The sequence below is a fragment of the Paraburkholderia sp. GAS334 genome, assembly GCF_050436625.1.
GTDB lineage: Bacteria > Pseudomonadota > Gammaproteobacteria > Burkholderiales > Burkholderiaceae > Paraburkholderia.
Genome location: NZ_JBNDMO010000002.1, coordinates 286,250 through 312,032, shown reverse-complemented (window position 1 = coordinate 312,032; position 25,783 = coordinate 286,250). Strand labels below are relative to the sequence as shown.

The following is a 25,783-nucleotide window of genomic DNA, read 5'->3' as shown; positions in this document are numbered from 1 at the left end:
GATGAACAAGACCCACTTCGGCTTTCAGACAGTCGACGAACAGGAAAAAGCGAAGAAGGTGGCGGGGGTGTTTCACTCGGTCGCCACCAACTACGACCTGATGAACGACCTGATGTCGGGCGGGTTGCACCGCGCGTGGAAGATGTTCACGATCGCTCAGGCGAAGGTGCGGCCGGGCTTCAAGGTGCTCGACATCGCAGGCGGAACGGGCGATCTGTCGAAAGCGTTCGCGAAGCAGGCCGGACCGAGCGGCGAAGTCTGGCACACGGACATCAACGAATCGATGTTGCGGGTGGGCCGCGACCGTCTGCTCGACAAGGGCGTCATCGCACCGGCGCTGTTGTGCGACGCGGAAAAAATTCCCTTTCCGGACAATTACTTCGACGTGGTCACCGTCGCTTTCGGGTTGCGCAATATGACGCATAAGGACGTGGCGCTGGCAGAAATGCGTCGTGTGCTGAAACCCGCCGGACGTCTGCTCGTGCTGGAGTTCTCGAAGGTATGGGATCCGCTGAAGAAGGTCTACGATGTTTACTCGTTCAAGGTTCTGCCCTGGCTTGGCGATCGTTTCGCGAAGGACGCCGAAAGCTATCGGTATCTCGCCGAATCGATCCGCATGCATCCGGATCAGGAAACTTTAAAAACAATGATGGAACAAGCAGGCCTCGACGCCGTCAAATATTACAATTTGTCAGCTGGTGTGGTAGCTTTACACGTGGGGACGAAGTACTAACGTCCTAAATCATTGTTTTTTAAGGAATGTGAAAAATGTCTGATTCGCGTTTGTTATCTTCCCGTAAGAAATCGGGTTCGTGGGCGAGGCGAATCGGAGTGGTGGCCATGGTCGGTCTGATCACGGCCGGATCGCTCGTTTCGCTTGACGCCGAAGCGCGGCGCCTCGGCGGTGGTGGCAGCATCGGCCGCCAGTCGAATACGATGCAGCGTTCCACCACGCCGCCGCCGGCCCAACCCGCTCAACCCACTCAGCAATCGGCGCAGGCCGCCCAGGCGCAACGCGCGCAGCCGGCGCCGGCCGCCACACCCGCGCCGAACCGCTCACGCTGGCTCGGGCCGATCGCGGGTCTGGCCGCAGGTCTGGGTATCGCCGCGCTGCTCTCGCACTTTGGTCTGGGCGAAGCGTTCGCCGGTGCAATGGCTAACTTCATCATCATCGCGCTGATCGCGATGGTGGCCATCTGGCTGATCCGCAAGTTCATGGGCCGCAAACGTGACGCCGGCACGCCGGCTTACGCAAGCGGCGCCGGTTCGCCGACGCTGAACGCAGGTGCCACGGGCTATTCGCCGCAGGAGCCGAGCTATACGGCGCCGCCGTCCGGTTCGTATCTCGCGCCGCATGGCAATCCGCTGAACACGCCTGAAGTCGGGACCGCGCCGTCGGTGCCGGCGAACTTCGACACGGAAGCGTTCCTGCGCAACGCGAAGGTTTACTTCATTCGTCTGCAGGCCGCGTGGGACGTCGGCAATATGGACGACATCCGCGAATTCACCACGCCGGAAATGTACGCCGAGGTGAAGGTCGACCTTTCTTCACGCGGCACGGGCACGAACCAGACGGACGTGGTCCAGCTGAACGCAGAGCTGCTGGGCGTCGAAGATCGCGGCACGGAATATTTCGCGAGCGTGCGTTTCTCGGGGCTGATCCGCGAGACCGCAGGTGCGGCGGCCGAGCCGTTCGTGGAAATCTGGAACCTGTCGAAGTCGACACGCACCGGCGAAGGCTGGCTGCTCGCGGGCATCCAGCAGGTTGCGCAGCATTGACTGGCCTGCAGGCCGGGGCGCGTGTGAACGTCAGGTTAACCGCGCATCGGGCCACCTGACTGGCCGTTCGGCATAGACAGTCCGCAAGCCAACGGACGTTACAATAGGAACCCGCGCTGGCAGATCGCCGGCGCGGGTTTTTTCTTTCCACTTCCGATGACCCTCGCCGCCAAGCCCTTCGCTGCTGCCGTCAACCATCTGCTCGCCCGCGAATCGTGGGCACGCGAGCGCCTCGCTCCCTACGCCGGCAAGACTGCCCGGCTCACCTGTTCACCTGTCACGCTGATACTGCTCGTCGGGCCGGATGGCTATCTGTCCGCGGTCGACGAAACCGAAGCGCAGCAGTTCGACGTCGTGGTGTCCGTGCCGCCGGATGCGTTGCCGGCCTTCGTGCAGGGCGGTCAGGCCGCCGCAATGAAGCACGTGAAAATCGAAGGCGACGCGGAGTTCGCTACGGTGATCGCGAAGCTCGCCGAGCATCTGCGCTGGGAACCCGAAGAAGATCTCGCCAGGTTGATCGGCGATGCCCCCGCTTTGCGCGTTGCTTCGCTGGCGCGCTCGATGCATGCGCAGACGCTTCGCACGGGTCGCAATCTGCTGGGTTCGGTCGCGGAATATCTGCTCGATGAAAAGCCGCAACTGGTGCGGCGCACGGCGCTGGAAGATTTCAACGCTGAACTCGCCCGTGCGCGCGATGCGCTGGCGCGCGTCGAAAAGCGCGTCGAACGTCTTGAACACAAGGTTGAAGCCCGTGACGCCGACGCGTCGGGCGGAGCCGCCACGCCGCGCGGCACGCGCTAGTCACCGGGCTCTACGATGCGTTTTCTGCGTTTTCTAAAAATATTCTTTACCGTCATCCGCTTCGGTCTCGACGAGATGATGTTGAGCCGCGTCAATGACCGGCGCGTAAGGTTGCTGCTTCGTGTCACCACGATCGGGCGTCGCTTCGACCAGCCGCCAGGCGTGCGTCTGCGCCTCGCGCTCGAAAGCCTCGGGCCGATCTTCGTGAAGTTCGGCCAGGTGCTGTCGACGCGGCGCGACCTGCTGCCCGTCGATATCGCGAACGAACTCGCGAAGCTTCAGGACCAGGTGCCCCCGTTCGATTCCGACGTCGCGATCGCGATCGTAGAGAAATCGCTGGGTGCGCCGGTCGGCGTGCTGTTCGATGATTTTGAGCGGGTGCCGGTGGCGAGCGCGTCGATTGCGCAGGTGCACTTCGCGAAGGTGAAGGCCGGGCAGCACGCCGGCAAGGCGGTCGCGGTGAAGGTGCTACGGCCGAACATGCTGCCTGTGATCGACTCCGATCTCGCGCTGATGCGCGATCTCGCTGTGTGGGCCGAGCGCCTGTGGGCGGACGGCAAGCGCCTGAAGCCGCGCGAAGTGGTCGGCGAATTCGACAAGTATCTGCACGACGAGCTCGATCTGATGCGCGAGGCGGCCAATGGCAGCCAGCTGCGCCGCAACTTCGCCGGCCTTGATCTGCTGCTCGTGCCGGAGATGTATTGGGAATTCTGCACGCCCACGGTGCTCGTGATGGAGCGCATGATCGGTGTGCCGATCAGCCAGGTCGAGACGCTGCGCGCGGCGGGCGTCGACATTCCGAAGCTGGCGCGCGAAGGCGTCGAGATCTTCTTCACGCAGGTGTTCCGCGACGGCTTTTTCCACGCCGACATGCACCCGGGCAACATCCAGGTGAGCCTCGACCCACGGCATTTCGGGCGCTATATTGCGCTCGATTTTGGCATCATCGGCGCGTTGTCGGACTTCGACAAAAACTATCTCGCGCAGAACTTCCTGGCGTTCTTCAAGCGCGACTATCACCGCGTCGCCACGCTGCATCTGGAGTCGGGCTGGGTGCCGAAGACAACCCGCGTCGAGGAGCTCGAAAGCGCGATTCGCGCCGTGTGCGAGCCGTACTTCGATCGTGCGCTGAAGGATATCTCGCTCGGTCAGGTGTTGCTGCGTCTCTTCTCGACATCGCGCCGCTTCAATGTCGAGATCCAGCCGCAACTGGTGCTGCTGCAGAAGACGATGCTGAACGTCGAAGGCCTTGGCCGCTCGCTCGATCCCGAACTCGATCTGTGGAAGACCGCCAAGCCGTATCTCGAACGCTGGATGAACGAGCAGATCGGGCTGTCCGGCTGGTACGAACGGCTCAAGATCGAGGCGCCGCAATGGAGCAAGACGCTGCCGCAACTGCCGCGTCTGATCCATCACGTGCTGGCGTCGCGCCACGATGCGCAGCACGGCGAGCCGCACGACGACGCCATGCGACTCATCCTGCTCGAGCAAAAGCGGACTAACAGACTGCTGCAAGGCCTTTTGATGTTCGGCATTGCAGCGGGCGTCGGCGCGGTGCTTGCGCGCGTCTGGCTGGCCATGCTGTATGGCGGCTGACTCATTGGGCTGGCAGGGAGAGATCCATGAGCGTTGATTCAAACCGTCCTCCACCACAGTCAGGTGTCGGCGCTGGTCAGACCGTTCCGGAATTCGCGACGCGAGATCCGAACTCGCCGGCCTTCTGGGACGAGCGTTTCAAATCCGGCTTCATGCCGTGGGATCAAGCGGGCGTGCCATCGGCGTTCACGGCGTTTGCCGCGCGGCACGCGGGCGAATCCGTTTTGATTCCCGGCTGCGGAAGCGCCTGGGAAGCGCTGGTGCTCGCGCAGGAAGGGCGTCAGGTTCGCGCGATCGACTTCTCACCGAACGCGGTCGCGACCGCGCGCGAGCAACTGGGGGCACACGGTGCGGTCGTCGAACAGGCGGATTTCTTCTCGTACGAGCCGCCGTTTACGCCAGCGTGGATTTACGAGCGCGCGTTTCTCTGCGCCCTGCCGAAAGCACGCTGGGGCGACTATGCGCAGCGGATGGCTACCTTGTTGCCGGCAGGTGCGCTGCTGGCCGGCTTCTACTTTCTCGGCGCTACGCCGAAAGGGCCGCCGTTCGGCATCGAGCGTCCGGAGCTGGAGGCGTTGCTGCTGCCGCATTTCGAACTGATCGAAGATGAGGCCGTCGCAGATTCGGTACCGGTGTTCGCCGGGCGTGAGCGCTGGATGACATGGCGTCGTCGCGGTGCCGCGGTAGCTTGATCCAGGCCGCAACGCCCCCATTTGACAACGCGGCGGGTCTATCCCGCCGCACGCCCCGAATTCCGGGGCGGCAAACCGTTTGCGGCTATAATTCAAGGCTTTGCAGGCGTTTACAGGATTTTCGCAGGGAATAAAGATCATGCCGATCTACGCTTATCGTTGTGAATCATGCGGCTTCGGGAAGGACGTGCTTCAGAAGATGAGCGACGCCCCGCTGACGCAATGCCCGGAATGCGGCAAAGACGCGTTCCGCAAACAGGTTACGGCCGCCGGCTTCCAGCTGAAGGGCTCGGGCTGGTACGTCACCGACTTCCGTGGTGGGGCGGGCGGTGCGGCTGCGGCCGCGAAGCCCGCGGCTGGTGAAGGCGCTGTAGCCGATAGTGGCCAGACCGATAGCGGCAAAACCGATGCCGGTTCGTCGTCCGCTGGCGCCGATAGCGCGAAAGCCGCACCGGCCGCTCCTGCTGCCGCAGCGCCCGCATCGAATTCGGGCGCAGACGGCGCGTAGCAGCATCGCAGCCCGCAAGGGCGACAAGCACACCGCGGCGGCATGCGCCGGCGCGGTTCACTGGCGGTACACATGACGACGAAAAAGACGACGCTCAAATCGGTGTTCCTGACTGGCCTGCTGGTGCTGGTACCGCTCGCCATTACCTTGTGGGTGCTTGGCCTGATCATCGGTACGATGGACCAGACGCTTCTGCTGCTGCCGGAATCGTGGCAGCCGGAGCGCGCGCTTGGCTTCCGTCTGCCGGGTCTGGGCGCCGTATTGACCATCGCGTTTATTTTTATCGTCGGACTATTGACGCAGAACTTCATCGGGCAGACGCTCGTCAAGTGGTGGGAAGTCGTCGTGCGTCATATTCCGGTGGTCGGTCCGATCTATACCAGCGTCAAGCAGGTGTCGGACACGCTGCTGTCGAGCAGCGGCAACGCGTTCCGCAAGGCGTTGCTGATCGAGTATCCGCGCAGGGGTTCCTACACGATCGCGTTTCTGACGGGCATTCCCGGCGGCGACGTGGTCAACCACCTGAAGGGAGATCACGTGAGCGTGTACGTGCCGACGACGCCGAATCCGACGTCCGGCTTCTTCCTGATGGTGCCGAAGAGTGAAGTCGTCGAACTCGATATGTCGGTCGACGCCGCGCTCAAGTACATCGTCTCGATGGGTGTCGTGGCGCCGTCCGCGCCCGTGAACGCGGCGCCGGTGCGTCGCGCGACCACCATCGAGCCTCCGCTGTAATGCCGGAGCGCGTCCCCTGTCGGCGCGCACCGTTCGATCAATGCAAAACGAAAGACAAACATCATGTCGATGAGATCTGAATACTGCGGTCTGGTGACCGAACACCTGCTGGGCCAAACCGTGTCGCTGTGCGGCTGGGTGAGCCGTCGTCGCGACCACGGCGGCGTCATCTTCATCGACCTGCGCGACCGCGAAGGCCTCGTTCAGGTCGTCTGCGATCCGGATCGCGCGGAGATGTTCAAGATCGCCGAAGGCGTGCGCAACGAGTTCTGCGTGCGCGTTCAGGGTGTGGTCCGCAACCGTCCGGAAGGCACGGCGAACGCCAGCCTGAAGAGCGGCAAGATCGAAGTGCTGTGTCACGACCTGACGGTGCTGAACGCATCGGTCACCCCGCCGTTCCCGCTCGACGACGACAACCTGTCGGAAACCACGCGCCTCACGCATCGCGTGCTCGACCTGCGCCGTCCGCAGATGCAGCACAACCTGCGCCTGCGTTATCGCGTCGCGATGGAAGTGCGCAAGTATCTCGACGCGCAAGGCTTCATCGACATCGAAACGCCGATGCTCACGAAGAGCACACCGGAAGGCGCGCGCGATTACCTGGTGCCTTCGCGTACCAACCCGGGTCAGTTCTTCGCGCTGCCACAGTCGCCGCAGCTGTTCAAGCAGCTGCTGATGGTGGCGAACTTCGATCGTTACTACCAGATCGTCAAGTGCTTCCGCGATGAAGACCTGCGCGCCGACCGTCAGCCCGAATTCACGCAGATCGACTGCGAAACCTCGTTCCTTACCGAACAGGAAATCCGCGATCTGTTCGAGGCGATGATCCGTCACGTGTTCAAGGAAACGATTGGCGTTCAGCTCGACGAGAAGTTCCCGGTCATGCTGTATTCGGAAGCCATGCGCCGCTTCGGTTCGGACAAACCCGACCTGCGCGTGAAACTCGAATTCACCGACCTGACCGACGCGATGAAAGACGTCGATTTCAAGGTGTTCAGCACGCCGGCCAACACGAAGGACGGCCGCGTTGCAGCGCTGCGCGTGCCGAAGGGTGGCGAGTTGTCGCGTGGCGACATCGACAGCTACACGGAATTCGTGCGCATCTACGGGGCGAAGGGTCTCGCGTGGGTCAAGGTCAACGAAGTCGCGAAGGGTCGTGACGGTCTGCAAAGCCCGATCGTCAAGAACCTGCACGACGCGTCGATCGCGGCGATCCTCGAGCGCACCGGCGCGCAGGACGGTGACATCATTTTCTTCGCGGCAGATCGCGCGAAGGTGGTGAACGACAGCCTCGGCGCGCTGCGTCTGAAGATCGGCCATTCGGAATTCGGCAAGGCGAACAGCCTCGTCGAAGACGGCTGGAAGCCGCTGTGGGTGATCGACTTCCCAATGTTCGAATACGACGAGGAAGAGGCACGTCACGTGGCCGCTCACCATCCGTTCACGAGCCCGAAGGACGAGCACCTGGAATATCTGGAAACGGACCCGGGCCGCTGCCTCGCGAAGGCGTACGACATGGTGCTGAACGGCTGGGAAATCGGCGGCGGCTCGGTTCGTATCTATCAGGAAGACGTGCAGAGCAAGGTGTTCCGCGCCCTCAAGATCGGTGCGGAAGAAGCACGTGCGAAGTTCGGCTTCCTGCTCGACGCGCTGCAGTATGGCGCGCCGCCGCACGGCGGTATCGCGTTCGGCCTCGACCGTATCGTGACGATGATGGCGCGCGCCGATTCGATCCGCGACGTGATCGCGTTCCCGAAGACGCAACGCGCGCAAGACCTGCTCACACAGGCGCCGAGCGAAGTGGACGAGCGCCAGTTGCGCGAACTCCACATCCGTCTGCGTCAGCCGGAGCCGAAGGTTCAGTAATCGTTGCCCGAACGTCCGAAGCAACTTCGGCAGCTTCAATAGCATCGGAAGAAAAAGGCGCGTCACGCGCCTTTTTCGTTTTTTGCGTTACAGTCGAAGCGAAATCTATCAACTGACTGACATGCGGCGCGCGTAACCTGCGCGTGCGCTGTGCCTCGCCTGATCATCGATCACCATGCCGAAACCGCCGAAGATTCCGGAGTCTGTCCTTGTCGTCATCCATACGCCGCAACTCGACGTGCTGATTATCGAACGGGCTGACCGGCCGGGCTTCTGGCAATCCGTGACGGGATCGAAGGACCACATCGACGAGCCCGTCATCGAAACAGCCATCCGCGAAGTGGGCGAGGAAACAGGCATTGTCGTCGGCACGCCGGCGGTGCCGCTCGATGCGCTGCATGAGTGGCAGCATCAGATCGAATATGAGATTTATCCGGTGTGGCGTCATCGGTACGCTGACGGTGTCACGCGCAATGTCGAGCACTGGTTCAGCCTGCAGGTGCCGCATCGCGTTGAAGTGACGCTGTCGCCGCGCGAGCACACGGCGTTTGCGTGGTTACCCTATGAGGAAGCGGCGGCGCGCTGCTTTTCGTGGTCGAACCGCGAGGCCATCCTGCAACTGCCGACGCGCCTCACGGCGCGCCCGCGATGACGAGCCTCACCACGCGACGCTTTGCGCGGCTCCGTCAGAGCCTTCGCGGCCGGCGTTACTGGCAGCGATACCGCTTCACCACCGGCAACGATGTCCGGCTCTTCCGTTCCGGCGATGAATATTTCGACGCGCTCATTGAACGCGTCGACGCCGCGACGCGCGATGTCGCGCTCGAAACGTACATCTTCTGCGACGACGACGCGGGACGGAAATTGTCCGCTGCGTTGCTGCGAGCCGCCGCGCGTGGCGTGCGGATACGCGTGATCACCGACGGCGTCGGCACCGGGAATCTCGCTCTGTTTGATGACTGGCTGCCGAACGGCGTCGAACATCGCGTCTATAACCCGCATATCTTTGGCCGCTTCGGCTTTTCGCGCACACACCGCAAGCTCGCGGTGGTCGATCACGAGTACGCGTATTGCGGCGGCATCAACGTCGTCGACGATTTCGACAACAACGGCGCGCGTCTGCCGCACCCGCGGTGGGATTTCGCGGTCGAGCTGCATGGGCCGGTCGTCACCGACATCCGCGACGCGTTCGAAGTGCAATGGCGCCGCATTCGCATCGGATACAAGCCCATCGAATCGCCAACCGCGGAAGTCGGCGATGCGCCGCCCGATCCCGGCCGCGCTGCGCGCCTGCGGTTGCGCCGGCGCGCGCGCGGCGATCTGCGTGATTCCGGCCTGCCGTGCGTCGCGTTTGTCGCGCGAGACAACCTCGTCAACCGTCGCGCGATCGAAAAGGCGTATCTGACCGCGATCGGCCAGGCGCGCACCGAAGTGCTGCTCGCCAATCCGTATTTCATGCCAGGCCGCAAGCTCCGTCGTGCGCTCACGCACGCTGCGCGGCGTGGCGTCGAGGTGCGGCTGATCATCGGGCGCAAGGAGTTTGCCGCGCTCGATTACGCGGTGCCGTTCCTGTATCGCGCGCTGCTGCGAGCGGGCGTCAAGATCGCCGAATACGAGAAGACGCTGCTGCACGGCAAGGTCGCGGTGGTCGATTCGAGCTGGGGGACAGTGGGCTCGTCGAATCTTGATGCGCTCAGCCTGCTGGTCAACAACGAGGCGAACGTCGTGCTGGTGGCGGATCGCGCGATCCACGACCTGCGCGCCGCGATCCTGACCGCGTTCGACGAGTCGCGCCGGATCGATCTGGCGCGCTACGAGGCCCGTCCGCGCGGCGAGCGCATTCTTAACTGGCTCGCGTACAACACATACCGGGCGGTGATGAAGGTGCTGACGGTCGGTGGCTACGACTAGCTTTCCGTCTCCGGGCACGGAACCCGCGTCCGGGGCAGCGCTTGCAGACCAGCCGTCGAACCATCCGCTGAACAGGCAATACAACAAGGCAATACAACAACCACAGCCCATCCTCTCCGGCGTCCCAGCGCAATCCGGGTAATTCACCTGGATACACAAGCGCGGTGAGCCGGTAAAACCCCATTAGGCGTGACGGACGAACAATCCCTAAAATTACGCGTCGTCCGATTGACGGATGCCGCAAAATTGGAGGCCGGTTAGAAACCGGTTTCTAATAAAGTCCTTGTTTCGCGGGCGGTCGTACTCAACAATAGTACGGCCGTTCGATTTTCTTTCGGTCAAATCAGAACGGTATAAAAGCTATGCGAAAAGGCGAACAGACGCGAGCCGCAATTCTCGACGCAGCACTCGACCTGGCCAGCCGCGACGGACTCGAAGGTCTGACGATTGGTCTCCTGGCCGAGCGCATGCAGATGAGTAAAAGCGGCGTGTTTGCGCATTTTGGGTCGCGCGAAGATCTGCAGGTTGAAGTGGTCAGGGAATATCACCGCCGTTTTGAAGAGGAGGTGTTTTTTCCGAGTCTGCATGAACCGCGCGGTCTGCCACGTCTGCGGGCGATGATCTCGCGCTGGATAGAGAAGCGCATTCAGGAAGTCACAACTGGGTGCATCTATATCAGCGGAGCGGTCGAGTACGACGACCGCGCGGACAACCCGGTGCGCGAGCAACTGGTGTCGAGCGTGAGCATCTGGCGCGCCGCGCTCACGCGAGCCATTTCGCAGGCGATGGAAGAGGGGCATCTGAGGAAGGACGCTGATCCGCAACTGATGCTCTTCGAACTGTACAGCCTCACGCTGGGTCTGCATCACGATGCGCGCTTCCTGCACCTGCCGGATGCAGTGCGCCTGACGTGGGCCTCGCTGGATAAATTGATCGTTTCGTATCAAAGCGAAAGCCGCTAGCCGCGCCTCCGGATCCATCGGGTTCGTTGGCGGAAAAGGTCCACATTACGGACCCTGGCTGGTGGCCGGGCTTTAAGCCAACACCTTTGGAGTGGAGAAGAGTCATGGGACAGTACGCCGCGCCGCTGCGCGACATGCAATTCGTGTTGCACGAGCTGCTTAACGTCGAAGCCGAGATCAGGCAGATGCCGAGGCACGCGGATCTCGACGCCGATACGATCAACCAGGTGCTCGAAGAAGCCGGCAAGTTCTGCTCCGAGGTGCTGTTTCCGCTGAACCAGAGCGGCGACGAGGAAGGTTGCACGTACGTCGGTGACGGCGTCGTGACCACGCCGAAAGGCTTCAAGGAAGCCTATCAACAGTACGTCGAGGCTGGCTGGCCGGCGCTCGGCTGCGATCCCGGGTACGGCGGCCAGGGCCTGCCCGCGTTCGTCAACAACGCGCTGTACGAAATGCTCAACTCGGCGAATCAGGCGTGGACGATGTATCCCGGTCTGTCGCACGGCGCGTACGAATGTCTGCACGCGCACGGCACGCCGGAACTGCAGCAACTTTACCTGCCGAAGCTGGTGTCCGGCACGTGGACCGGCACGATGTGCCTGACCGAACCGCATTGCGGCACTGACCTCGGCATCCTGCGCACGAAGGCGGAGCCGAACAGCGACGGCTCGTACGCCATCAGCGGCACGAAGATCTTCATCTCGAGCGGCGAACACGACATGGCCGCGAACATCGTCCACCTCGTGCTGGCACGTCTGCCGGATGCCCCGAAGGGCACCAAGGGTATCTCGCTCTTCATCGTGCCGAAGTTCGTTCCGAACGAAGCGGGCGAGCCGGGTGAGCGCAACGGCGTGAAGTGCGGCTCGATCGAACACAAGATGGGCATTCACGGCAACGCGACGTGCGTGATCAATCTCGACAACGCGAAGGGCTGGCTCGTCGGTGAGCCGAACAAGGGCTTGAACGCGATGTTCGTGATGATGAACGCTGCCCGTCTGGGCGTCGGCATGCAGAGCCTCGGCCTGACCGAAGTCGCGTATCAGAACTCGCTGGTGTACGCGAAGGAGCGTCTGCAGATGCGTTCGCTGACCGGCCCGAAGGCGCCGGAAAAAGCCGCCGATCCGATCATCGTGCATCCGGACGTGCGTCGCATGCTGCTCACGCAGAAAGCGTATGCAGAAGGCGCGCGGGCATTCACGTACTGGTGCGCGCTGCAGATCGACAAGGAACTGTCGCACGCGGATGAATCCGCGCGCAGGGACGCTGCCGATCTCATCGCGCTGCTCACGCCGATCCTGAAGGCGTTCCTGTCGGACAACGCGTTCGAAGGCACGAACCACGCGATGCAGATCTACGGCGGCCACGGCTTCATCGCTGAGTGGGGCATGGAGCAGTACGTGCGCGACGCTCGCATCAACATGATCTACGAAGGCACGAACGCGGTTCAATCGCTCGACCTTCTGGGCCGCAAGGTGCTCGGCGACATGGGCGCGAAGATGAAGAAGTTCGGCAAGCTGGTCGCCGACCTCGTCGAAGCCGAAGGCATCAAGCCGGAGATGCAGGAGTTCATCAACCCGCTCGCCGACATTGGTGAAAAGGTGCAGAAGCTGACGATGGAAATCGGCATGAAGGCGATGCAGAACCCGGATGAAGTCGGCGCGGCTGCCGTGCCGTATCTGCGCACCGTCGGCCACCTCGTGTTCTCGTATTTCTGGGCGCGCATGGCACGTATCGCGCTGGATAACGAGGCATCGGGCGATCCGTTCTACAAGGCGAAGCTCGCCACCGCACGCTTCTACTTCGCGAAGCTGCTGCCGGAAACGGCGATGACCATCCGTCAGGCACGCGCTGGATCGAAGTCGCTGATGGAAGTCGACGAAGCGCTGTTCTAAAGCATCTCAGGCATGCGCCGCGCGTTTGGCACTGAACGCGCGGCGCATTCGCCCCGTCCCGCATTCGCACCACTAGCGACACCGCATAACTCCCCGGAGGAACGACGTGAGCAATCTGATCATTCGCAAGGTAGCCGTGCTCGGCGCCGGCGTGATGGGCGCGCAGATCGCTGCGCACCTGATCAACGCCAAGGTGCCTGTGCTGCTGTTCGACCTGCCCGCAAAGGAAGGTCCGAAGAATGCCATCGCACTGAAAGCGATCGAAAACCTGAAAAAGCTGTCGCCGGCGCCGTTCGGCGTGAAGGACGACGCGCAGTACATCCAGCCCGCCAACTACGATGACGACATTGCAAAGCTCGAAGAATGCGATCTCGTGATCGAAGCGATCGCTGAACGGATGGACTGGAAGCACGACCTGTACAGGAAAGTCTCGCCGCACATCGCGCCGAATGCGATCTTCGCGACGAACACCTCGGGTCTGTCGATCACCGAACTGTCGAAGGGCTTTTCGGATGAACTGAAGTCGCGCTTCTGCGGCGTGCACTTCTTCAATCCGCCACGCTACATGCACCTCGTCGAACTGATTCCGACCGCGACGACGCGTCCGGAAATCCTCGACCAGCTCGAATCGTTCCTGACGAGTGTCGTCGGCAAGGGCGTCGTGCGGGCGAAAGATACGCCGAACTTCATCGCGAACCGTGTCGGCATTTTCTCGATTCTCGCGGTGATGACGGAAGCGCAGAAGTTCGGTCTGCGTTTCGATGAAGTCGACGATCTGACGGGCAGCCGTCTCGGTCGCGCGAAGTCGGCGACGTTCCGTACCGCGGACGTGGTCGGTCTCGACACGATGGCGCACGTCATCAAGACGATGCAGGACACGCTCGCCGACGATCCGTTCTTCCCGGTCTACGAGACGCCTGCTGTGCTCGCCGAACTGGTGAAGCAGGGCGCGCTCGGTCAGAAGACCGGCGGCGGTTTCTACAGGAAAGAAGGCAAGGCGATCAAGGTGCTCGACCCGAAGACGGGCGGGTACGTCGACAGCGGCGCGAAAGCCGACGAACTGGTCGGCCGCATCCTGAAGCGTCCGCCGGCGGAACGTCTGAAGCTGCTGCGCGAATCGGAACACCCACAGGCGCAGTTCCTGTGGTCGATCTTCCGCGACGTGTTCCATTACATCGGCGTCCATCTCGAATCGATCGCGGACAACGCGCGCGATGTCGACCTCGCGATCCGCTGGGGCTTCGGCTGGAACGAGGGGCCGTTCGAAGGCTGGCAGACGGCCGGCTGGAAGCAGGTCGCCGAGTGGGTGCAGGAAGACATCGCGGCAGGCAAGGCGCTGTCGAACGCACCGCTGCCTTCGTGGGTGCTCGAAGGGCCGGTCGCAGAGAAAGGCGGCGTGCATACGAATGACGGTTCGTGGTCGCCGGCGTCGAAGTCGTTCGTGCCGCGCTCGTCGCTTTCCGTCTACGAGAAGCAGGTGTTCCGTGCGCCGCTGGCCGGCGAGACGGCAACCGACCCGAAGACGTACGGCAAGACACTGTTCGAAACCGACGCAGTACGTGCGTGGGTCGACGATCGCGCCGGCGAGAACGACGTCCTGATCGTGTCGTTCAAGAGCAAGATGAACACGATTGGACCGTCGGTGATCGACGGCCTCGTGCAGGCGATCGACCTCGCCGAGAAGGAATACAAGGGCGTGGTCGTGTGGCAGCCGACATCGCTGAAACTCGGCACGCCGGGCGGCGCGTTCTCCGCAGGCGCGAATCTCGAAGAAGCGATGCCCGCTTTCATGATGGGCGGCGCGAAGGGCATCGAGCCGTTCGTGAAGAAGTTCCAGCAGGGCATGCTGCGCGTGAAGTACGCGAGCGTGCCGGTCGTCGCGGCTGTGTCGGGCATCGCGCTCGGCGGCGGGTGCGAGCTGGTGCTGCATAGCGCGAAGCGCGTTGCGCACATCGAAAGCTATATCGGTCTCGTCGAAGTGGGCGTCGGCCTCGTGCCGGCCGGCGGCGGTCTGAAGGAAGCCGCGCTGCGTGCCGCCGAAGCCGCGACGCAAGTGGGCGCGACCAGCGATCTGTTGAAGTTCGTGCAGAAGGCGTTCGAAAACGCCGCGATGGCGAAGGTCTCGGCCTCCGCGCTCGACGCCCGCGCGATGGGCTATCTGAAGCCGTCCGACACGATCGTCTTCAACGTCTTCGAACTGCTCGACACCGCGAAGAAGGAAGCACGCGCACTGGCCGCTGCGGGCTACCGTCCGCCGCTGCGTGTGACCCAGGTGCCCGTCGCGGGACGTTCGGCGATTGCGACGATCAAGGCATCGCTCGTCAACATGCGCGATGGCCGTTTCATCAGCGAGCACGACTACGTGATCGCGAGCCGCATCGCGGAAGCGGTATGCGGTGGCGACGTCGAAGCCGGCAGCCTTGTCGATGAAGAATGGCTGCTGCAACTCGAGCGTCGGGCGTTCGTCGATCTGCTCGGCACGCAGAAGACGCAGGAACGGATCATGGGCATGTTGCAGACCGGCAAGCCGGTGCGTAACTAACGCGCGACGACAAAGGAGTTTCAAATGGCAAAGCAATTGCAGGACGCATACATCGTCGCCGCGAGCCGCACGCCGATCGGCAAGGCGCCGCGCGGCATGTTCAGGAACACGCGCCCGGACGAACTACTGGTGCACGCGATCCGATCGGCCGTGGCACAGGTGCCGGGCCTCGACACGAAGGTGATCGAAGACGCGATCGTCGGCTGCGCGATTCCGGAAGCGGAGCAGGGTCTCAACGTCGCGCGGATGGGCGCGCTGCTCGCCGGCCTGCCGAATTCGGTGGGCGGCGTGACGGTGAACCGCTTCTGCGCGTCGGGCCTGACGGCGTTGGCGATGGCGGCCGACCGCATTCGCGTCGGCGAATCGGACGCGATGATCGCAGGCGGCTGCGAGTCGATGAGCATGGTGCCCATGATGGGCAACAAGCCGTCGATGTCGCCGCACATCTTCGATCGCAGCGAAGACTTTGGCATCGCCTACGGTATGGGTCTGACGGCCGAGAAGGTCGCCGAGCGCTGGAAGATCAGCCGCGAAGCGCAAGACCAGTTCTCGGTCGAATCGCACCGCCGCGCGATCGCCGCGCAACAGGCCGGTGAGTTCAACGACGAGATCGCCGCCTACACGATCACCGAGCGCTTCCCCGATCTCGCCACCGGTGAGGTGAAGGTGAAGACGCGCGAGATCGCGCTCGACGAAGGTCCACGTGCGGACACGTCGATGGAAGGTCTCGCGAAGCTGCGCGCGGTGTTCGCGAACAAGGGCTCGGTCACGGCCGGCAACAGTTCGCAGACGTCGGACGGCGCGGGCGCGCTGATCGTCGTGTCGGAAAAGATGCTGAAGGAATTCAACCTGACGCCGCTCGCCCGTTTCGTCAGCTTCGCTGTGCGCGGCGTGCCGCCGGAAATCATGGGCATCGGTCCGAAGGAGGCGATTCCTGCTGCGCTGAAGGCCGCCGGTCTGAAGATCGAAGACATGGACTGGATCGAGCTGAACGAAGCGTTCGCTGCACAATCGCTGGCGGTGATCCAGGACCTCGGTCTCGATCCGTCGAAGATCAATCCGCTTGGCGGCGCGATCGCGCTGGGTCACCCGCTCGGCGCGACGGGTGCGATCCGCGCATCGACGGTGGTGCACGGGCTGCGTCGCCGGAACTTCAGGTATGGCATGGTGACGATGTGCGTCGGCACGGGTATGGGCGCGGCTGGCATCATCGAGCGTCTGTAAGCTTGAGCCGCACACAGCACATGTAAGACGAACGGTTCGCAGGTCTCAAGGCTTGCGAACCGTTTTTTCCATTCAGGAAGTCGAAGAGAAAACGAGGAGATGGCGATGGATATTCTGGTCGAGCGCGCAGACGGCGTGCTGACGATTGCCTTCAACCGGCCGGACAGGAAAAACGCAATTACGGCCGCGATGTACCAGACGATGGCCGATGCGCTCGTCGAAGCGCATGGCGACGCTTCAGTGCGCGCAATCCTGATCCGCGGCAGCGTGGGCATTTTCAGCGCGGGCAACGATCTGGAAGACTTTATGAAGTCGCCATCAGGCGGTGAAAACTCGCCGGTGTTCCAGTTCCTGCGCGCAATCAGTTCGGCGGAAAAGCCTGTGGTTGCATCGGTCGCGGGGCCGGCGGTCGGGATCGGCACGACGCTGCTGCTGCACTGCGATCTGGTGTACGCAGCGGATTCCGCCTCGTTCTCGCTGCCGTTCACGCAGCTTGGGCTGTGTCCGGAAGCGGCTTCGTCACTGCTGCTGCAACGCGTGGCGGGCTATCAGGGCGCGGCGGAAAAACTGCTGCTCGGCGAAGCGTTCGACGCGAAAGAAGCACACCGCATGGGCTTCGTGAACCGTCTGCTGCCGGCTGCGGAAGTCGATGCGTTTGCGTGGGCTCAGGCGAAGAAACTGGCTGTGCTGCCGGCTTCGTCGCTGCGGGTGACAAAAGCGCTGATGAAGCGCGCCGCACAGCACGAGATCCAGACGCAGATCGTCGAAGAAGCCGTGCACTTCGGCAAGATGCTGCTTGCGCCGGAAGCACGCGAGGCGTTCAAGGCGTTCTTCGAAAAGCGCAAGCCGGATTTCCGGCAGTTCGACTGATCAGCGCGGATCGGCGTCAATTGCCGCCGATCCGCGTGAACGGCGGAGACAGGGGGTTTCTGCACTGCAAGATTCAAAGATTGCAGAAGCGCCTGTCATCGCACAGTCATCGCGTGCCGTAATCGACGTAACCCGATTCGCGGCAAAAGCTCACCAGCCGAAGCTGCGCTTTTTTCGCAATCGCAATGGCCAGCGAAGAGGGCGCGGAAATCGTCGCGAGCATCGGGATGCCGACGCGTGCCGCCTTGCGCACCAGTTCATAGCTCGCACGGCTCGACAGGAACACGAAGCCCTCTTTCGTATCGACCCGGTCGAGCACCAGCCGGCCGATCAGCTTGTCGAGCGCGTTGTGACGGCCGACGTCTTCGAACGCATAGCGGATCGCGCCTTGCGCATCGCACCATGCGGCGGCGTGCAGCCCGCCCGTCAGACGCGTTAGCGCCTGATGCGCGGGCAATTCGCGTGCGGCGTGGGCAATCGCGTCAGGCGCGAGCCGCAAGAGAAAGCCGGTATCCGGCACCAATTCCGGCTGCAGGTCGAGCAGATCGATACTTTCGATCCCGCAGACGCCGCAGCCTGTGCGACCAGCCAGCGCGCGGCGCTTCTCCTTCAGCGCGACAAACGCCTGCTGCACGACCGTCAACTGCGCTTCGGCGTACGGCATCTCGCCGTCGAAGAACGCCACCTCGATGTCCTGAATATCGCTGCTGCGCTCGACAATGCCCTCGGAAATCGCGAAGCCGACGGCAAATGCCTCCAGATCGCGTGGCGTGCACATCATGACCGCATGCGAAATGCCATTGAAGACGAGCGCGACCGGCCATTCCTGGCCGACATGATCGGCGAGCGTTTCGACCGATTCGCCGCGATGCCGGCGCACCGTCTGCTCGACGGCGCCGGGCTGGCCGGCGGTTTCCAGTTCGTTCAAGCGTCCACTCCTTCAATTGCCGCGCGGGCATGGCGCCGTCGGCGCGCTGCCGATACGCCTCGCGACCCGCGAATAAGGTTCTAAAATACCTCAAGCTGGCATCGCGCGTTGCCCGCCACCAACGAGGACACTGTCATGGGACTCAACGAAGCGCCGCTCCTCTTTAACTTCGAAGTCGCTTCATCGGAGAATCTCACGTTCATGCCGATGGCTGTGCGCTTCAATCTCGACCGCTTCGGCCTGCGCATCTCGCTCGCCCAGTGGCAGATGCTGCCGCACGAAGACCGCGCGCTGCTGGCGCGCTTTCCGGTTGACGAAGACGCTGCCATCGAACCGAATTTCGATCACGCGCTCTTCGAAATGCTGCGTACGCATGCAAATGTCGAGCCGGAATGGTTCACGCCCGACGAAGCGCCCGCCTGGCGCAACACCGAGGCCGTGCCGGATGGCGTGGTGCATCAGTCCCTCGTCGCCCGGCTGCGCGCGCCGACCCGAGAGCAGTGGGCGAAGCTTGACCCGTTCCAGCGCTACGTGCTCGCCAAGCTGTCGCGCAAGCCGGAAGGCAACCACGATTTCGTGCCGGCGATGACCGAATTCGGCATCGCGGCCTCCGGGCACGAATTCAGCTGAATTTTCGCTGCGGTCGTTTTTCCCTGCTGTGACGGCCCGGCTGTCACGGCTGCTTCGCCCGTCGCTACCCTGGCAGCATCGCTTCGCCTCCGCTCATCACCCGCCCGCACAGAAATTTTCCCTCTCCGCCCTCAATCTCCTCCGAAATCGGCCGTTATCCAGAGGTTAGCGCGTAAAAGACCCGCATTCGTGTTGCCGCACAGAACGACGAAAAGCCGGCTAGCCCGGGCGTCCCGCCCGCAGAACGACCCGACGTTCGGAACCCATGACCTCTTTTTTTTCGAAGCGGCTGCTGATTAATCTGGCAGTCGCCGCCGCGGCCGTCGGCGCGAACGCTTTCGTCGCGTATACGCAGATCTGTGGTCAGCGTGCCGCGGACGCGCGGACGTTACGCTCGATGAGCGTCAAGCAGGACCTCGACGCCTGGCGGGAAACGCTTGAAGGCGGGATGGGTGCGCTCGGCCGCTTCGAGGCGTCCGGCGTCATCGAGCCGCTCGATGCAGCCACGCGGCGGGCCACCGAACTCAGCAGGCTGGAGACGTCGTTACGCGCCCAGTTCAGCGGTGAGCCGCTCATGACGGCCGGCCTCGACCGGCTGATTCCGACGGCGCGTGCGTTGCAGCGCGGTGTGGACACGGCGCTCGCGCGCTCCGCACAACGGGGGCTGGATACGTCGCGGGCGTGGGCCGCGTCGGAGTACACGCGTCTCGACGTCCAGCTCAATGTCTTCGAATCGGGCCTGACAGGCATGCGTCAGGAGGAGGACCGGGCCCTCGAAGCCGCGCTCAACGAATCGACGAAGGCCAACCAGGTCGCGATGCTGTTCCTGCTGGTCACGACGCTCGCCGGCGGCGGTCTCCTGATCTACACGTTCGGCGTGCGCGAAACGGCTGCGCGCGAAAAGATCCGCGTCGTGCGCGCGCTGCGCAGCAATGACGAACGCTTTCGTGGGCTGTTCGACGCGCACCCCGTGCCGATGTACATCTTCGATCGCGAGACGTTGCGTTTTCTTGCCGTCAACGGCGCGGCCATGCAGCAGTATGGCTATTCCGAAGCCGAGTTTCTGGCGATGACGATCCGCGCGATCCGTCCGGTCACGGAGGTCGCACGACTGGAATCGCATCTGCAGCGCAGCGATGTCGTGCCGCGTGGCGGCCGGACGATGGCGGGCGTCTGGCATCACCGTCGCAAGGACGGTTCGTTGATCAGCGCGGACATTTCGTATCACGCGCTCAATTTCTCCGGCCGCCCGGCACTCTTCGTGCTCGCCGACGACGTCACCGAACAGATCAACGCCGAGGCCGAGGCGCAGCGTTCGAACCAGATGCTGGAAACCGTCATCGACAACATTCCGCAGCGCATCTTCTGGAAGGACCGCGAATCGCGCTACCTCGGTTGCAATATGGCCTTCGCGCGCGACGCCGGGCTCGCGTATCCCGAGCAGGTGGTCGGCAAGACGGACTTTGATATGCCGTGGCGCGAATTCGCTCCGCGCATGCGCAAGGACGACCAGGAGGCGATCGAATCGGGCGTGCCGAAGATGAACTTCGAGTTCGACATGCTGCTCGACGGCGTGCACCGCACGACGGTCACGAGCAAGTTGCCGTTCACCGACAGCGATGGCAGCGTGATCGGCGTGCTCGGTTCCTACACGGATATCACGGAGCGCAAACGTTCCGACCTCGCGTTGCGTCTGCAAAGCCGCGCGCTCGACGCGAGCGTCAACGCGATCCTGATCACCGGTCCGGCGGAAACCGGCAATCTGATCGAATATGTGAATCCCGCGTTCAAGCGTATTACCGGCTACGATCCGTCGGAGGTGCTGGGTCAGGATTGCCGTCTGCTGCAACGCGACGACCGCGATCAGGAAGGCATCGCTGCGATCCGTCAGGGGCTCGCGGCGAATCGCGAGGTCAGCGCGGTGCTGCGCAACTACCGGAAGGACGGCGCGCTGTTCTGGAACCAGCTCTTCATCGCGCCGGTGCCGAACGCCGACGGGCTGACGACCCATCACATCGGCATCATCAACGACGTGACCGATTTGATCCGCTATCAGGAACAGCTCGAATATCAGGCGAATTACGATAGCCTCACGCGCCTGCCGAACCGTAACCTGCTGCGCGACCGTCTGCAGCACGCGCTGATTGCCGCGCAGCGTCGCGAGCACGGCGTGGCCGTGGTGTTCATCGACCTCGACGGCTTCAAGAACGTCAACGACAGCCTTGGGCACAGTGTCGGCGACCGGCTGCTTGGCGTGGTCGCGGAACGGCTCGCGCGCTGCGCGCGGGCGAGCGATACGGTCGCGCGTCACGGCGGCGACGAGTTCGTGATCGTGATGACCGATACCGTCGACGAACAGTCGCTGATCGCGTGGATGGAGCGCGTGCGCGCGTCGATCTCCGAGCCGGTCTGGCTCGACGGTACCGAACTGTACGTAGGCTGCAGCATGGGCGCGAGCCTCTTCCCGCAGGACGGACACGACGCCGAAACGCTGATGAAAAAGGCCGACCTCGCGATGTATCGCGCGAAGGACATGGGCCGCAACACGTTCCAGTTTTTCCAGCCGGAGATGAACGCGAGCGCGAGCGCGCGGATGAATCTCGAACGGCGCCTGCGCCGCGCACTGCGCGACAGGGAGTTCCTGCTGCACTACCAGCCGCAGGTGGATATCGTCAGCGGGCGGATCGTCGGCATGGAAGCGCTTGTACGCTGGCGCGATCCGGAAGTCGGGCTGGTGTCGCCGACGTCGTTCATTCCGGTGGCCGAAGAAAGCGGACTGATCGGGCCGCTGTCGGAATGGGTGCTGTACGAAGCGTGCCGGCAGAACAAGGCGTGGCAGGACGAGGGATTGCCGCCTGCGCGCGTGTCCGTGAACCTGTCGGCGCGGCAGTTCGAGCAGCGCGACATCGCCGTGCTCGTCAAACAGGTGCTCGCGCAGACCGGCCTCGAGCCGCAGTATCTGGAACTCGAACTCACCGAAAGCACGATCATGCGCAATGCCGAACAAGCCGTGACGATGCTCAACGAACTGCACGCGCTCGGTATTGGTCTCGCCATCGACGACTTCGGCACGGGCTATTCGAGCCTGAGCTATCTGAAGCGCTTCCCGGTCGATCGTCTGAAGATCGATCGCTCGTTCGTGTCGGATATCGGCGCATCGAGCGACGATGAAACGATCACGTCAGCGATCATCGCGCTCGCGCATTCGCTGGATTTGCAGGTGCTGGCGGAAGGCGTGGAGACCTCGGCGCAGCTCGACTTCCTGCGGGAGCGCGCGTGCGACGAAATGCAGGGGTTCTATTTTGCGAAGCCGATGCCGCACGAGTCGATTCCGGCGTTGTTGAGGCACGGCGCGGCGGTCTTGCCGGTCGAGGCGTGAAAAGTGAAAAGGGCGTAAAGGCCGCGTTGCAGCGGCCTTCCTCTCCATGATGCGGGCTGATGTGCCCGTACGTCTGACCAGCTGAAAACTTTCAATCCAGCGCAGGCAGCGCGCGCGGACGGCGGTCGCTGTCGGTTGCGACGTAGGTGAGCGTCGCTTCGGTGACCTTCACGACCTTTTCGGTGAGGCTCATGCGCTGCGCGTACACCTCGACCGACACCGTCACCGACGTATTGCCGGTCTTCACGATATCCGCGTAAAAACTCAGCAGATCGCCGACGAACACCGGCTGCTTGAAGAGGAACGAATTCACGGCGATCGTCGCGACACGGCCATTCGCGCGGCGGCTTGCGGGAATCGAACCGGCGATGTCGACCTGCGCCATGATCCAGCCCCCGAATACGTCGCCGTGGATGTTCGCATCCGAAGGCTGCGGCATCACGCGCAGTGCCGGTGCTTTTTGCGGGAGCGGGAGGTTTTCGGTCATCGTGACATCCATGGAAACGGGTTGGCTTCGCGTCGGGTTGGCTTCGCGTACGGACGCGGTTTCTACGCCATCGACATGACCGCGGTCGGGCCAGCACGACGAGAGCGGCGAAAGCGGCGCCAGCCGGCTTCTGCGACAATAGGAAAGATCAGGAATTGTACGGGAAAGCGCGCAAACCGGAAGCTTGCAGGCAGGCGCGCTCCGATACATCCGACACTCCCCATCCCCACAGCCGACCTTCATGCGCCGTTATTCCGCCTCGTCCGAGCCTTCACCGATCTCGACCCAGCCTCGCAACGACTGGCAGACGATCCTTTCGCTGCTGCCGTATCTCGCGACCTACAAATGGCGCGTGATTTTCGCGCTCAGCTGCCTGATCGGCGCGAAGGTCGCGAACCTCGGCGTGCCGGTCGTGATGAAGCGGATCGTCGACAGTCTGGCTTCAGTGCAGCAACTGACGGCGCTCGGTCGTGCGGATAACGCGCCGGGCATCGTGCTGCTCGGCGGCGTCGGGCTGCTGGTGGTCGCGTATGCCGTCGTTCGACTCTCGACGTCGCTGTTCACCGAACTGCGCGAGATCCTGTTTTCGAAGGTGACCGAAAGCGCGGTGCGGCAACTCGCGCTGAAGGTGTTCCGGCATCTGCACGCGCTATCGCTGCGCTTTCACCTGGACCGGCAGACGGGCGGCATGTCGCGCGATATCGAACGCGGCACGCGCGGCATCACGCAGCTGATTTCCTATTCGCTCTACAGCATCCTGCCGACGCTCGTCGAAGTCGGCCTCGTGCTCGGCTTTTTTGTCGTGAAGTACGAGGCGTATTACGCGATCGTCACGTTTATCGCGCTCGCTGCGTACATCACGTTCACGGTGAAGGTGACCGAGTGGCGCACGCACTTTCGCCGCACGATGAACGATCTCGATTCACGCGCCAATTCGCGGGCGATCGATTCGCTGCTCAACTACGAGACCGTCAAGTATTTCGGCAACGAAGAGTGGGAAGCGAAGCGTTACGACGAAAACCTGAAGCGCTATCGCACGGCGGCGATCAAGTCGCAAAACTCGCTGTCGGCGCTGAATTTCGGGCAGCAGGCGATTATCGGCACGGGGCTCGTGTTCATCCTGTGGCGCGCGACGCAGGGCGTCATGGCCGGAAAGCTGACGCTCGGCGATCTCGTGCTGATCAACACGTTCATGCTGCAGCTGTACATTCCGCTGAATTTTCTCGGCGTGGTGTATCGCGAGCTGAAGCAGAGCCTCACCGATATGGACCGCATGTTCACGCTGCTTGGGGCGGCGCAGGAAGTGCCTGACGTAGAGAATGCGTCGGCGCTCGCCGTACGCGGTGCGGAAGTGCGGCTCGATCACGTGAATTTTTCGTACGAACCCGCGCGGCAGATCCTGCATGACGTGAGTTTCACGATTCCGGCGGGCACGACGACGGCCGTTGTCGGACACAGCGGCTCGGGTAAATCGACGCTCGCGCGCCTGCTGTTCCGCTTCTACGATCTCGACCGCGCGACAGGCGGCGCGATCACGATCGATGGTCAGGATATCCGCGACGTGACGCAGGATTCGCTGCGCGCGTCGATTGGGATCGTGCCGCAGGACACCGTGCTCTTCAACGACACGATCTACTACAACATCGCCTACGGCCGCCCGACGGCGACCCGCGACGAAGTCATCGCGGCGGCGCGTGCGGCGCATATTCACGACTTCATCGAAGGACTGCCGAAGGGTTACGAGACCCCGGTGGGTGAGCGTGGACTGAAGTTGTCGGGCGGCGAGAAGCAGCGCGTCGCGATTGCGCGCACGATCCTGAAAAATCCGCCGATTCTGATCTTCGACGAGGCGACGTCAGCGCTCGATTCGCGTTCCGAACGCGCGATCCAGCACGAACTCGACCAGATCGCCCGCGAGCGGACGACGCTCATCATCGCGCACCGGTTGTCGACGGTGGTGCACGCGCAGCAGATCATCGTGATGGATCGCGGACGGATCGTCGAACGCGGCACGCATGAGGACCTGGTGCGCGCGGAGGGTCTTTTCGCGCAGATGTGGGCGCTGCAGCAGCAGCGTGCGGAGCACGCTGAGGAAGCGGTCGAGCCGGTGGTCGAAGCGGGTCACATCGGCAAATGAAGGGCGCAGCGATCGGCCCGGGCTCGCGATTGCTGTGGATTGACTGACATCGGTCCGGCGACGTGGCAAAGGCGGGTTCCGGCTTGCCGCGGCCCTGTCGCGCGGGGCGTTAGCAACTAGCGGCTCGCAGCAATCCGCTCATCGAGCGCCCGCAACTGCGCCGGCGTGCCGACGTTCTCCCACAACCCTTCGTACAGTTCGCCGCTCGCACGGCCACGCGCGATCGCTTCGCGATAGTAGGGCGTCAGCGCGCGCCGCGTACCGGGCGCCAGATCGCTGAACATGCGCGTGTCGTACAGGCCGATGTTGCCGAACGTGAAGCGCGGCAGCGCGTCGAGCGACAGCACGCCATCGACAAGCCCGAAATCTCCCGACGGATGAAACGGCGGATTCGGCACCATCACCAGATGCATGCCGGGTTCGGGCAACCCGGCAAGACGCGTTGCGTGCGCGTTCAACGTGCCGTAGTCGAAATCCGCATACACGTCGCCACTCACGGCGACGAAAACCTCCGGCTTCGCTGCGTCTTCGAGTAAAGGCAGCGCCTGCGCGATGCCGCCCGCCGTCTCCAGCGGGTCACCTTCGGGCGAATAGCGCAGCGCGACGTTCCATCGTGAGCCGTCGCCGAGCGCGTCTTCGATCTGCTGGCCGAGCCATGCGTGATTGATGACGATGGTTTCAAAACCCGCCTGCGCGAGCCGTTCGATCTGCCATACGATCAATGCCTTGCCGCCGGTTTCGAGCAGCGGCTTCGGCCGCGAATCGGTCAACGGACGCATCCGCTCGCCGCGTCCCGCGGCAAAAATCATCGCTTTCGTCAGGGAAGTCACAGATTGGTCTTCGG

The 25,783-nt window shown here is 63.0% G+C and carries 21 protein-coding genes; 18 read left to right on the top strand and 3 right to left on the bottom strand.

Annotated features, from left to right (window positions below):
* Position 1 precedes the first annotated feature (1 nt).
* From ubiE to P3T21_RS04705, 15 genes are all read left to right on the top strand, one after another.
* Positions 2-733: a bifunctional demethylmenaquinone methyltransferase/2-methoxy-6-polyprenyl-1,4-benzoquinol methylase UbiE gene (ubiE, locus tag P3T21_RS04775; protein ID WP_429254779.1), complete on the top strand. Its 732-nt coding sequence runs from the start codon at positions 2-4 to the stop codon at positions 731-733.
* Between the two features lie 35 nt (positions 734-768).
* Complete coding sequence (locus tag P3T21_RS04770) at positions 769-1,779, top strand: Tim44 domain-containing protein (RefSeq protein ID WP_429254778.1); 1,011 nt, start codon at positions 769-771, stop codon at positions 1,777-1,779.
* Between the two features lie 156 nt (positions 1,780-1,935).
* Positions 1,936-2,580, top strand: coding sequence for a ubiquinone biosynthesis accessory factor UbiJ (locus P3T21_RS04765; RefSeq protein ID WP_429254777.1), 645 nt, complete (start codon positions 1,936-1,938; stop codon positions 2,578-2,580).
* 15 nt (positions 2,581-2,595) lie between these two features.
* Positions 2,596-4,176, top strand: a complete 1,581-nt coding sequence (ubiB, locus tag P3T21_RS04760) for a ubiquinone biosynthesis regulatory protein kinase UbiB (protein WP_429254776.1) — start codon at positions 2,596-2,598, stop codon at positions 4,174-4,176.
* A 26-nt stretch (positions 4,177-4,202) separates the two neighbouring features.
* Positions 4,203-4,868, top strand: a complete 666-nt coding sequence (locus P3T21_RS04755; RefSeq protein WP_429254775.1) for a methyltransferase domain-containing protein — start codon at positions 4,203-4,205, stop codon at positions 4,866-4,868.
* Positions 4,869-5,007: 139 nt separating this feature from the next.
* Entirely contained in the window at positions 5,008-5,376 is a 369-nt protein-coding gene (locus P3T21_RS04750; RefSeq protein WP_429254774.1) for an FmdB family zinc ribbon protein, read from the top strand.
* 72 nt (positions 5,377-5,448) lie between these two features.
* Positions 5,449-6,111, top strand: coding sequence for a DUF502 domain-containing protein (locus P3T21_RS04745; protein ID WP_429254773.1), 663 nt, complete (start codon positions 5,449-5,451; stop codon positions 6,109-6,111).
* Positions 6,112-6,174: 63 nt separating this feature from the next.
* Entirely contained in the window at positions 6,175-7,977 is a 1,803-nt protein-coding gene (aspS, locus tag P3T21_RS04740; RefSeq protein ID WP_429254772.1) for an aspartate--tRNA ligase, read from the top strand.
* A 175-nt stretch (positions 7,978-8,152) separates the two neighbouring features.
* On the top strand, positions 8,153-8,629 hold the full coding sequence (nudB, locus tag P3T21_RS04735) for a dihydroneopterin triphosphate diphosphatase (protein WP_429254771.1): 477 nt from the start codon (positions 8,153-8,155) through the stop codon (positions 8,627-8,629).
* Positions 8,626-9,888 carry a cardiolipin synthase ClsB gene (clsB, locus tag P3T21_RS04730; RefSeq protein WP_429254770.1) on the top strand — a complete coding sequence of 421 codons (1,263 nt, stop codon included), beginning with the start codon at positions 8,626-8,628 and terminating at the stop codon, positions 9,886-9,888. The genes nudB and clsB overlap by 4 nt, the downstream gene beginning before the upstream one ends.
* 362 nt (positions 9,889-10,250) lie before the next feature.
* Positions 10,251-10,850, top strand: a complete 600-nt coding sequence (locus tag P3T21_RS04725; protein WP_429254769.1) for a TetR/AcrR family transcriptional regulator — start codon at positions 10,251-10,253, stop codon at positions 10,848-10,850.
* A 104-nt stretch (positions 10,851-10,954) separates the two neighbouring features.
* Positions 10,955-12,742, top strand: a complete 1,788-nt coding sequence (locus P3T21_RS04720) for an acyl-CoA dehydrogenase C-terminal domain-containing protein (protein WP_429254768.1) — start codon at positions 10,955-10,957, stop codon at positions 12,740-12,742.
* A gap of 106 nt (positions 12,743-12,848) precedes the next feature.
* Positions 12,849-15,284 (top strand): 3-hydroxyacyl-CoA dehydrogenase/enoyl-CoA hydratase family protein, encoded by a 2,436-nt coding sequence (locus tag P3T21_RS04715; RefSeq protein ID WP_429254767.1) that lies wholly within the window; start codon positions 12,849-12,851, stop codon positions 15,282-15,284.
* Between the two features lie 24 nt (positions 15,285-15,308).
* Entirely contained in the window at positions 15,309-16,508 is a 1,200-nt protein-coding gene (locus P3T21_RS04710; RefSeq protein ID WP_429254766.1) for an acetyl-CoA C-acyltransferase, read from the top strand.
* 99 nt (positions 16,509-16,607) lie between these two features.
* Entirely contained in the window at positions 16,608-17,378 is a 771-nt protein-coding gene (locus tag P3T21_RS04705; RefSeq protein WP_429254765.1) for an enoyl-CoA hydratase, read from the top strand.
* Positions 17,379-17,484: 106 nt separating this feature from the next.
* On the opposite strand, the gene fdhD is transcribed toward P3T21_RS04705, so the two are convergent.
* Positions 17,485-18,306 carry a formate dehydrogenase accessory sulfurtransferase FdhD gene (fdhD, locus tag P3T21_RS04700; RefSeq protein WP_429254764.1) on the bottom strand — a complete coding sequence of 274 codons (822 nt, stop codon included), beginning with the start codon at positions 18,304-18,306 and terminating at the stop codon, positions 17,485-17,487.
* A 135-nt stretch (positions 18,307-18,441) separates the two neighbouring features.
* Between fdhD and P3T21_RS04695 the strand changes: the two genes are divergently transcribed.
* Both P3T21_RS04695 and P3T21_RS04690 read left to right on the top strand, forming a co-directional pair.
* Positions 18,442-18,936: a nitrate reductase associated protein gene (locus tag P3T21_RS04695; protein WP_429254763.1), complete on the top strand. Its 495-nt coding sequence runs from the start codon at positions 18,442-18,444 to the stop codon at positions 18,934-18,936.
* 265 nt (positions 18,937-19,201) lie between these two features.
* Entirely contained in the window at positions 19,202-22,315 is a 3,114-nt protein-coding gene (locus P3T21_RS04690; RefSeq protein WP_429254762.1) for a sensor domain-containing protein, read from the top strand.
* A gap of 91 nt (positions 22,316-22,406) precedes the next feature.
* On the opposite strand, the gene P3T21_RS04685 is transcribed toward P3T21_RS04690, so the two are convergent.
* A complete protein-coding gene (locus P3T21_RS04685; RefSeq protein ID WP_429254761.1) occupies positions 22,407-22,802 on the bottom strand; it encodes an acyl-CoA thioesterase in 396 nt (131 codons plus the stop codon).
* A gap of 241 nt (positions 22,803-23,043) precedes the next feature.
* Here P3T21_RS04685 and P3T21_RS04680 point away from each other — a divergent pair, with 241 nt between their 5' ends.
* Entirely contained in the window at positions 23,044-24,939 is a 1,896-nt protein-coding gene (locus tag P3T21_RS04680) for an ABCB family ABC transporter ATP-binding protein/permease (protein WP_429254760.1), read from the top strand.
* Positions 24,940-25,055: 116 nt separating this feature from the next.
* On the opposite strand, the gene murU is transcribed toward P3T21_RS04680, so the two are convergent.
* Positions 25,056-25,748, bottom strand: coding sequence for an N-acetylmuramate alpha-1-phosphate uridylyltransferase MurU (gene murU, locus P3T21_RS04675; protein WP_429255163.1), 693 nt, complete (start codon positions 25,746-25,748; stop codon positions 25,056-25,058).
* Positions 25,749-25,783 lie beyond the last annotated feature (35 nt).

What these genes read in the sequence shown, in the direction of transcription:
- P3T21_RS04705 (WP_429254765.1), top strand. Translation starts at nt 16,608, where the DNA reads ATGGCGATGGATATTCTGGTCGAGCGCGCAGACGGCGTGCTGACGATT.
- P3T21_RS04720 (WP_429254768.1), top strand. Translation starts at nt 10,955, where the DNA reads ATGGGACAGTACGCCGCGCCGCTGCGCGACATGCAATTCGTGTTGCAC.
- P3T21_RS04765 (WP_429254777.1), top strand. Translation starts at nt 1,936, where the DNA reads ATGACCCTCGCCGCCAAGCCCTTCGCTGCTGCCGTCAACCATCTGCTC.
- P3T21_RS04750 (WP_429254774.1), top strand. Translation starts at nt 5,008, where the DNA reads ATGCCGATCTACGCTTATCGTTGTGAATCATGCGGCTTCGGGAAGGAC.
- P3T21_RS04770 (WP_429254778.1), top strand. Translation starts at nt 769, where the DNA reads ATGTCTGATTCGCGTTTGTTATCTTCCCGTAAGAAATCGGGTTCGTGG.
- P3T21_RS04710 (WP_429254766.1), top strand. Translation starts at nt 15,309, where the DNA reads ATGGCAAAGCAATTGCAGGACGCATACATCGTCGCCGCGAGCCGCACG.
- P3T21_RS04755 (WP_429254775.1), top strand. Translation starts at nt 4,203, where the DNA reads ATGAGCGTTGATTCAAACCGTCCTCCACCACAGTCAGGTGTCGGCGCT.
- P3T21_RS04745 (WP_429254773.1), top strand. Translation starts at nt 5,449, where the DNA reads ATGACGACGAAAAAGACGACGCTCAAATCGGTGTTCCTGACTGGCCTG.
- nudB (WP_429254771.1), top strand. Translation starts at nt 8,153, where the DNA reads ATGCCGAAACCGCCGAAGATTCCGGAGTCTGTCCTTGTCGTCATCCAT.
- P3T21_RS04695 (WP_429254763.1), top strand. Translation starts at nt 18,442, where the DNA reads ATGGGACTCAACGAAGCGCCGCTCCTCTTTAACTTCGAAGTCGCTTCA.
- P3T21_RS04685 (WP_429254761.1), bottom strand. Translation starts at nt 22,802, where the DNA reads ATGACCGAAAACCTCCCGCTCCCGCAAAAAGCACCGGCACTGCGCGTG.
- P3T21_RS04680 (WP_429254760.1), top strand. Translation starts at nt 23,044, where the DNA reads ATGCGCCGTTATTCCGCCTCGTCCGAGCCTTCACCGATCTCGACCCAG.
- aspS (WP_429254772.1), top strand. Translation starts at nt 6,175, where the DNA reads ATGTCGATGAGATCTGAATACTGCGGTCTGGTGACCGAACACCTGCTG.
- murU (WP_429255163.1), bottom strand. Translation starts at nt 25,748, where the DNA reads ATGATTTTTGCCGCGGGACGCGGCGAGCGGATGCGTCCGTTGACCGAT.
- clsB (WP_429254770.1), top strand. Translation starts at nt 8,626, where the DNA reads ATGACGAGCCTCACCACGCGACGCTTTGCGCGGCTCCGTCAGAGCCTT.
- ubiE (WP_429254779.1), top strand. Translation starts at nt 2, where the DNA reads ATGAACAAGACCCACTTCGGCTTTCAGACAGTCGACGAACAGGAAAAA.
- P3T21_RS04725 (WP_429254769.1), top strand. Translation starts at nt 10,251, where the DNA reads ATGCGAAAAGGCGAACAGACGCGAGCCGCAATTCTCGACGCAGCACTC.
- P3T21_RS04690 (WP_429254762.1), top strand. Translation starts at nt 19,202, where the DNA reads ATGACCTCTTTTTTTTCGAAGCGGCTGCTGATTAATCTGGCAGTCGCC.
- ubiB (WP_429254776.1), top strand. Translation starts at nt 2,596, where the DNA reads ATGCGTTTTCTGCGTTTTCTAAAAATATTCTTTACCGTCATCCGCTTC.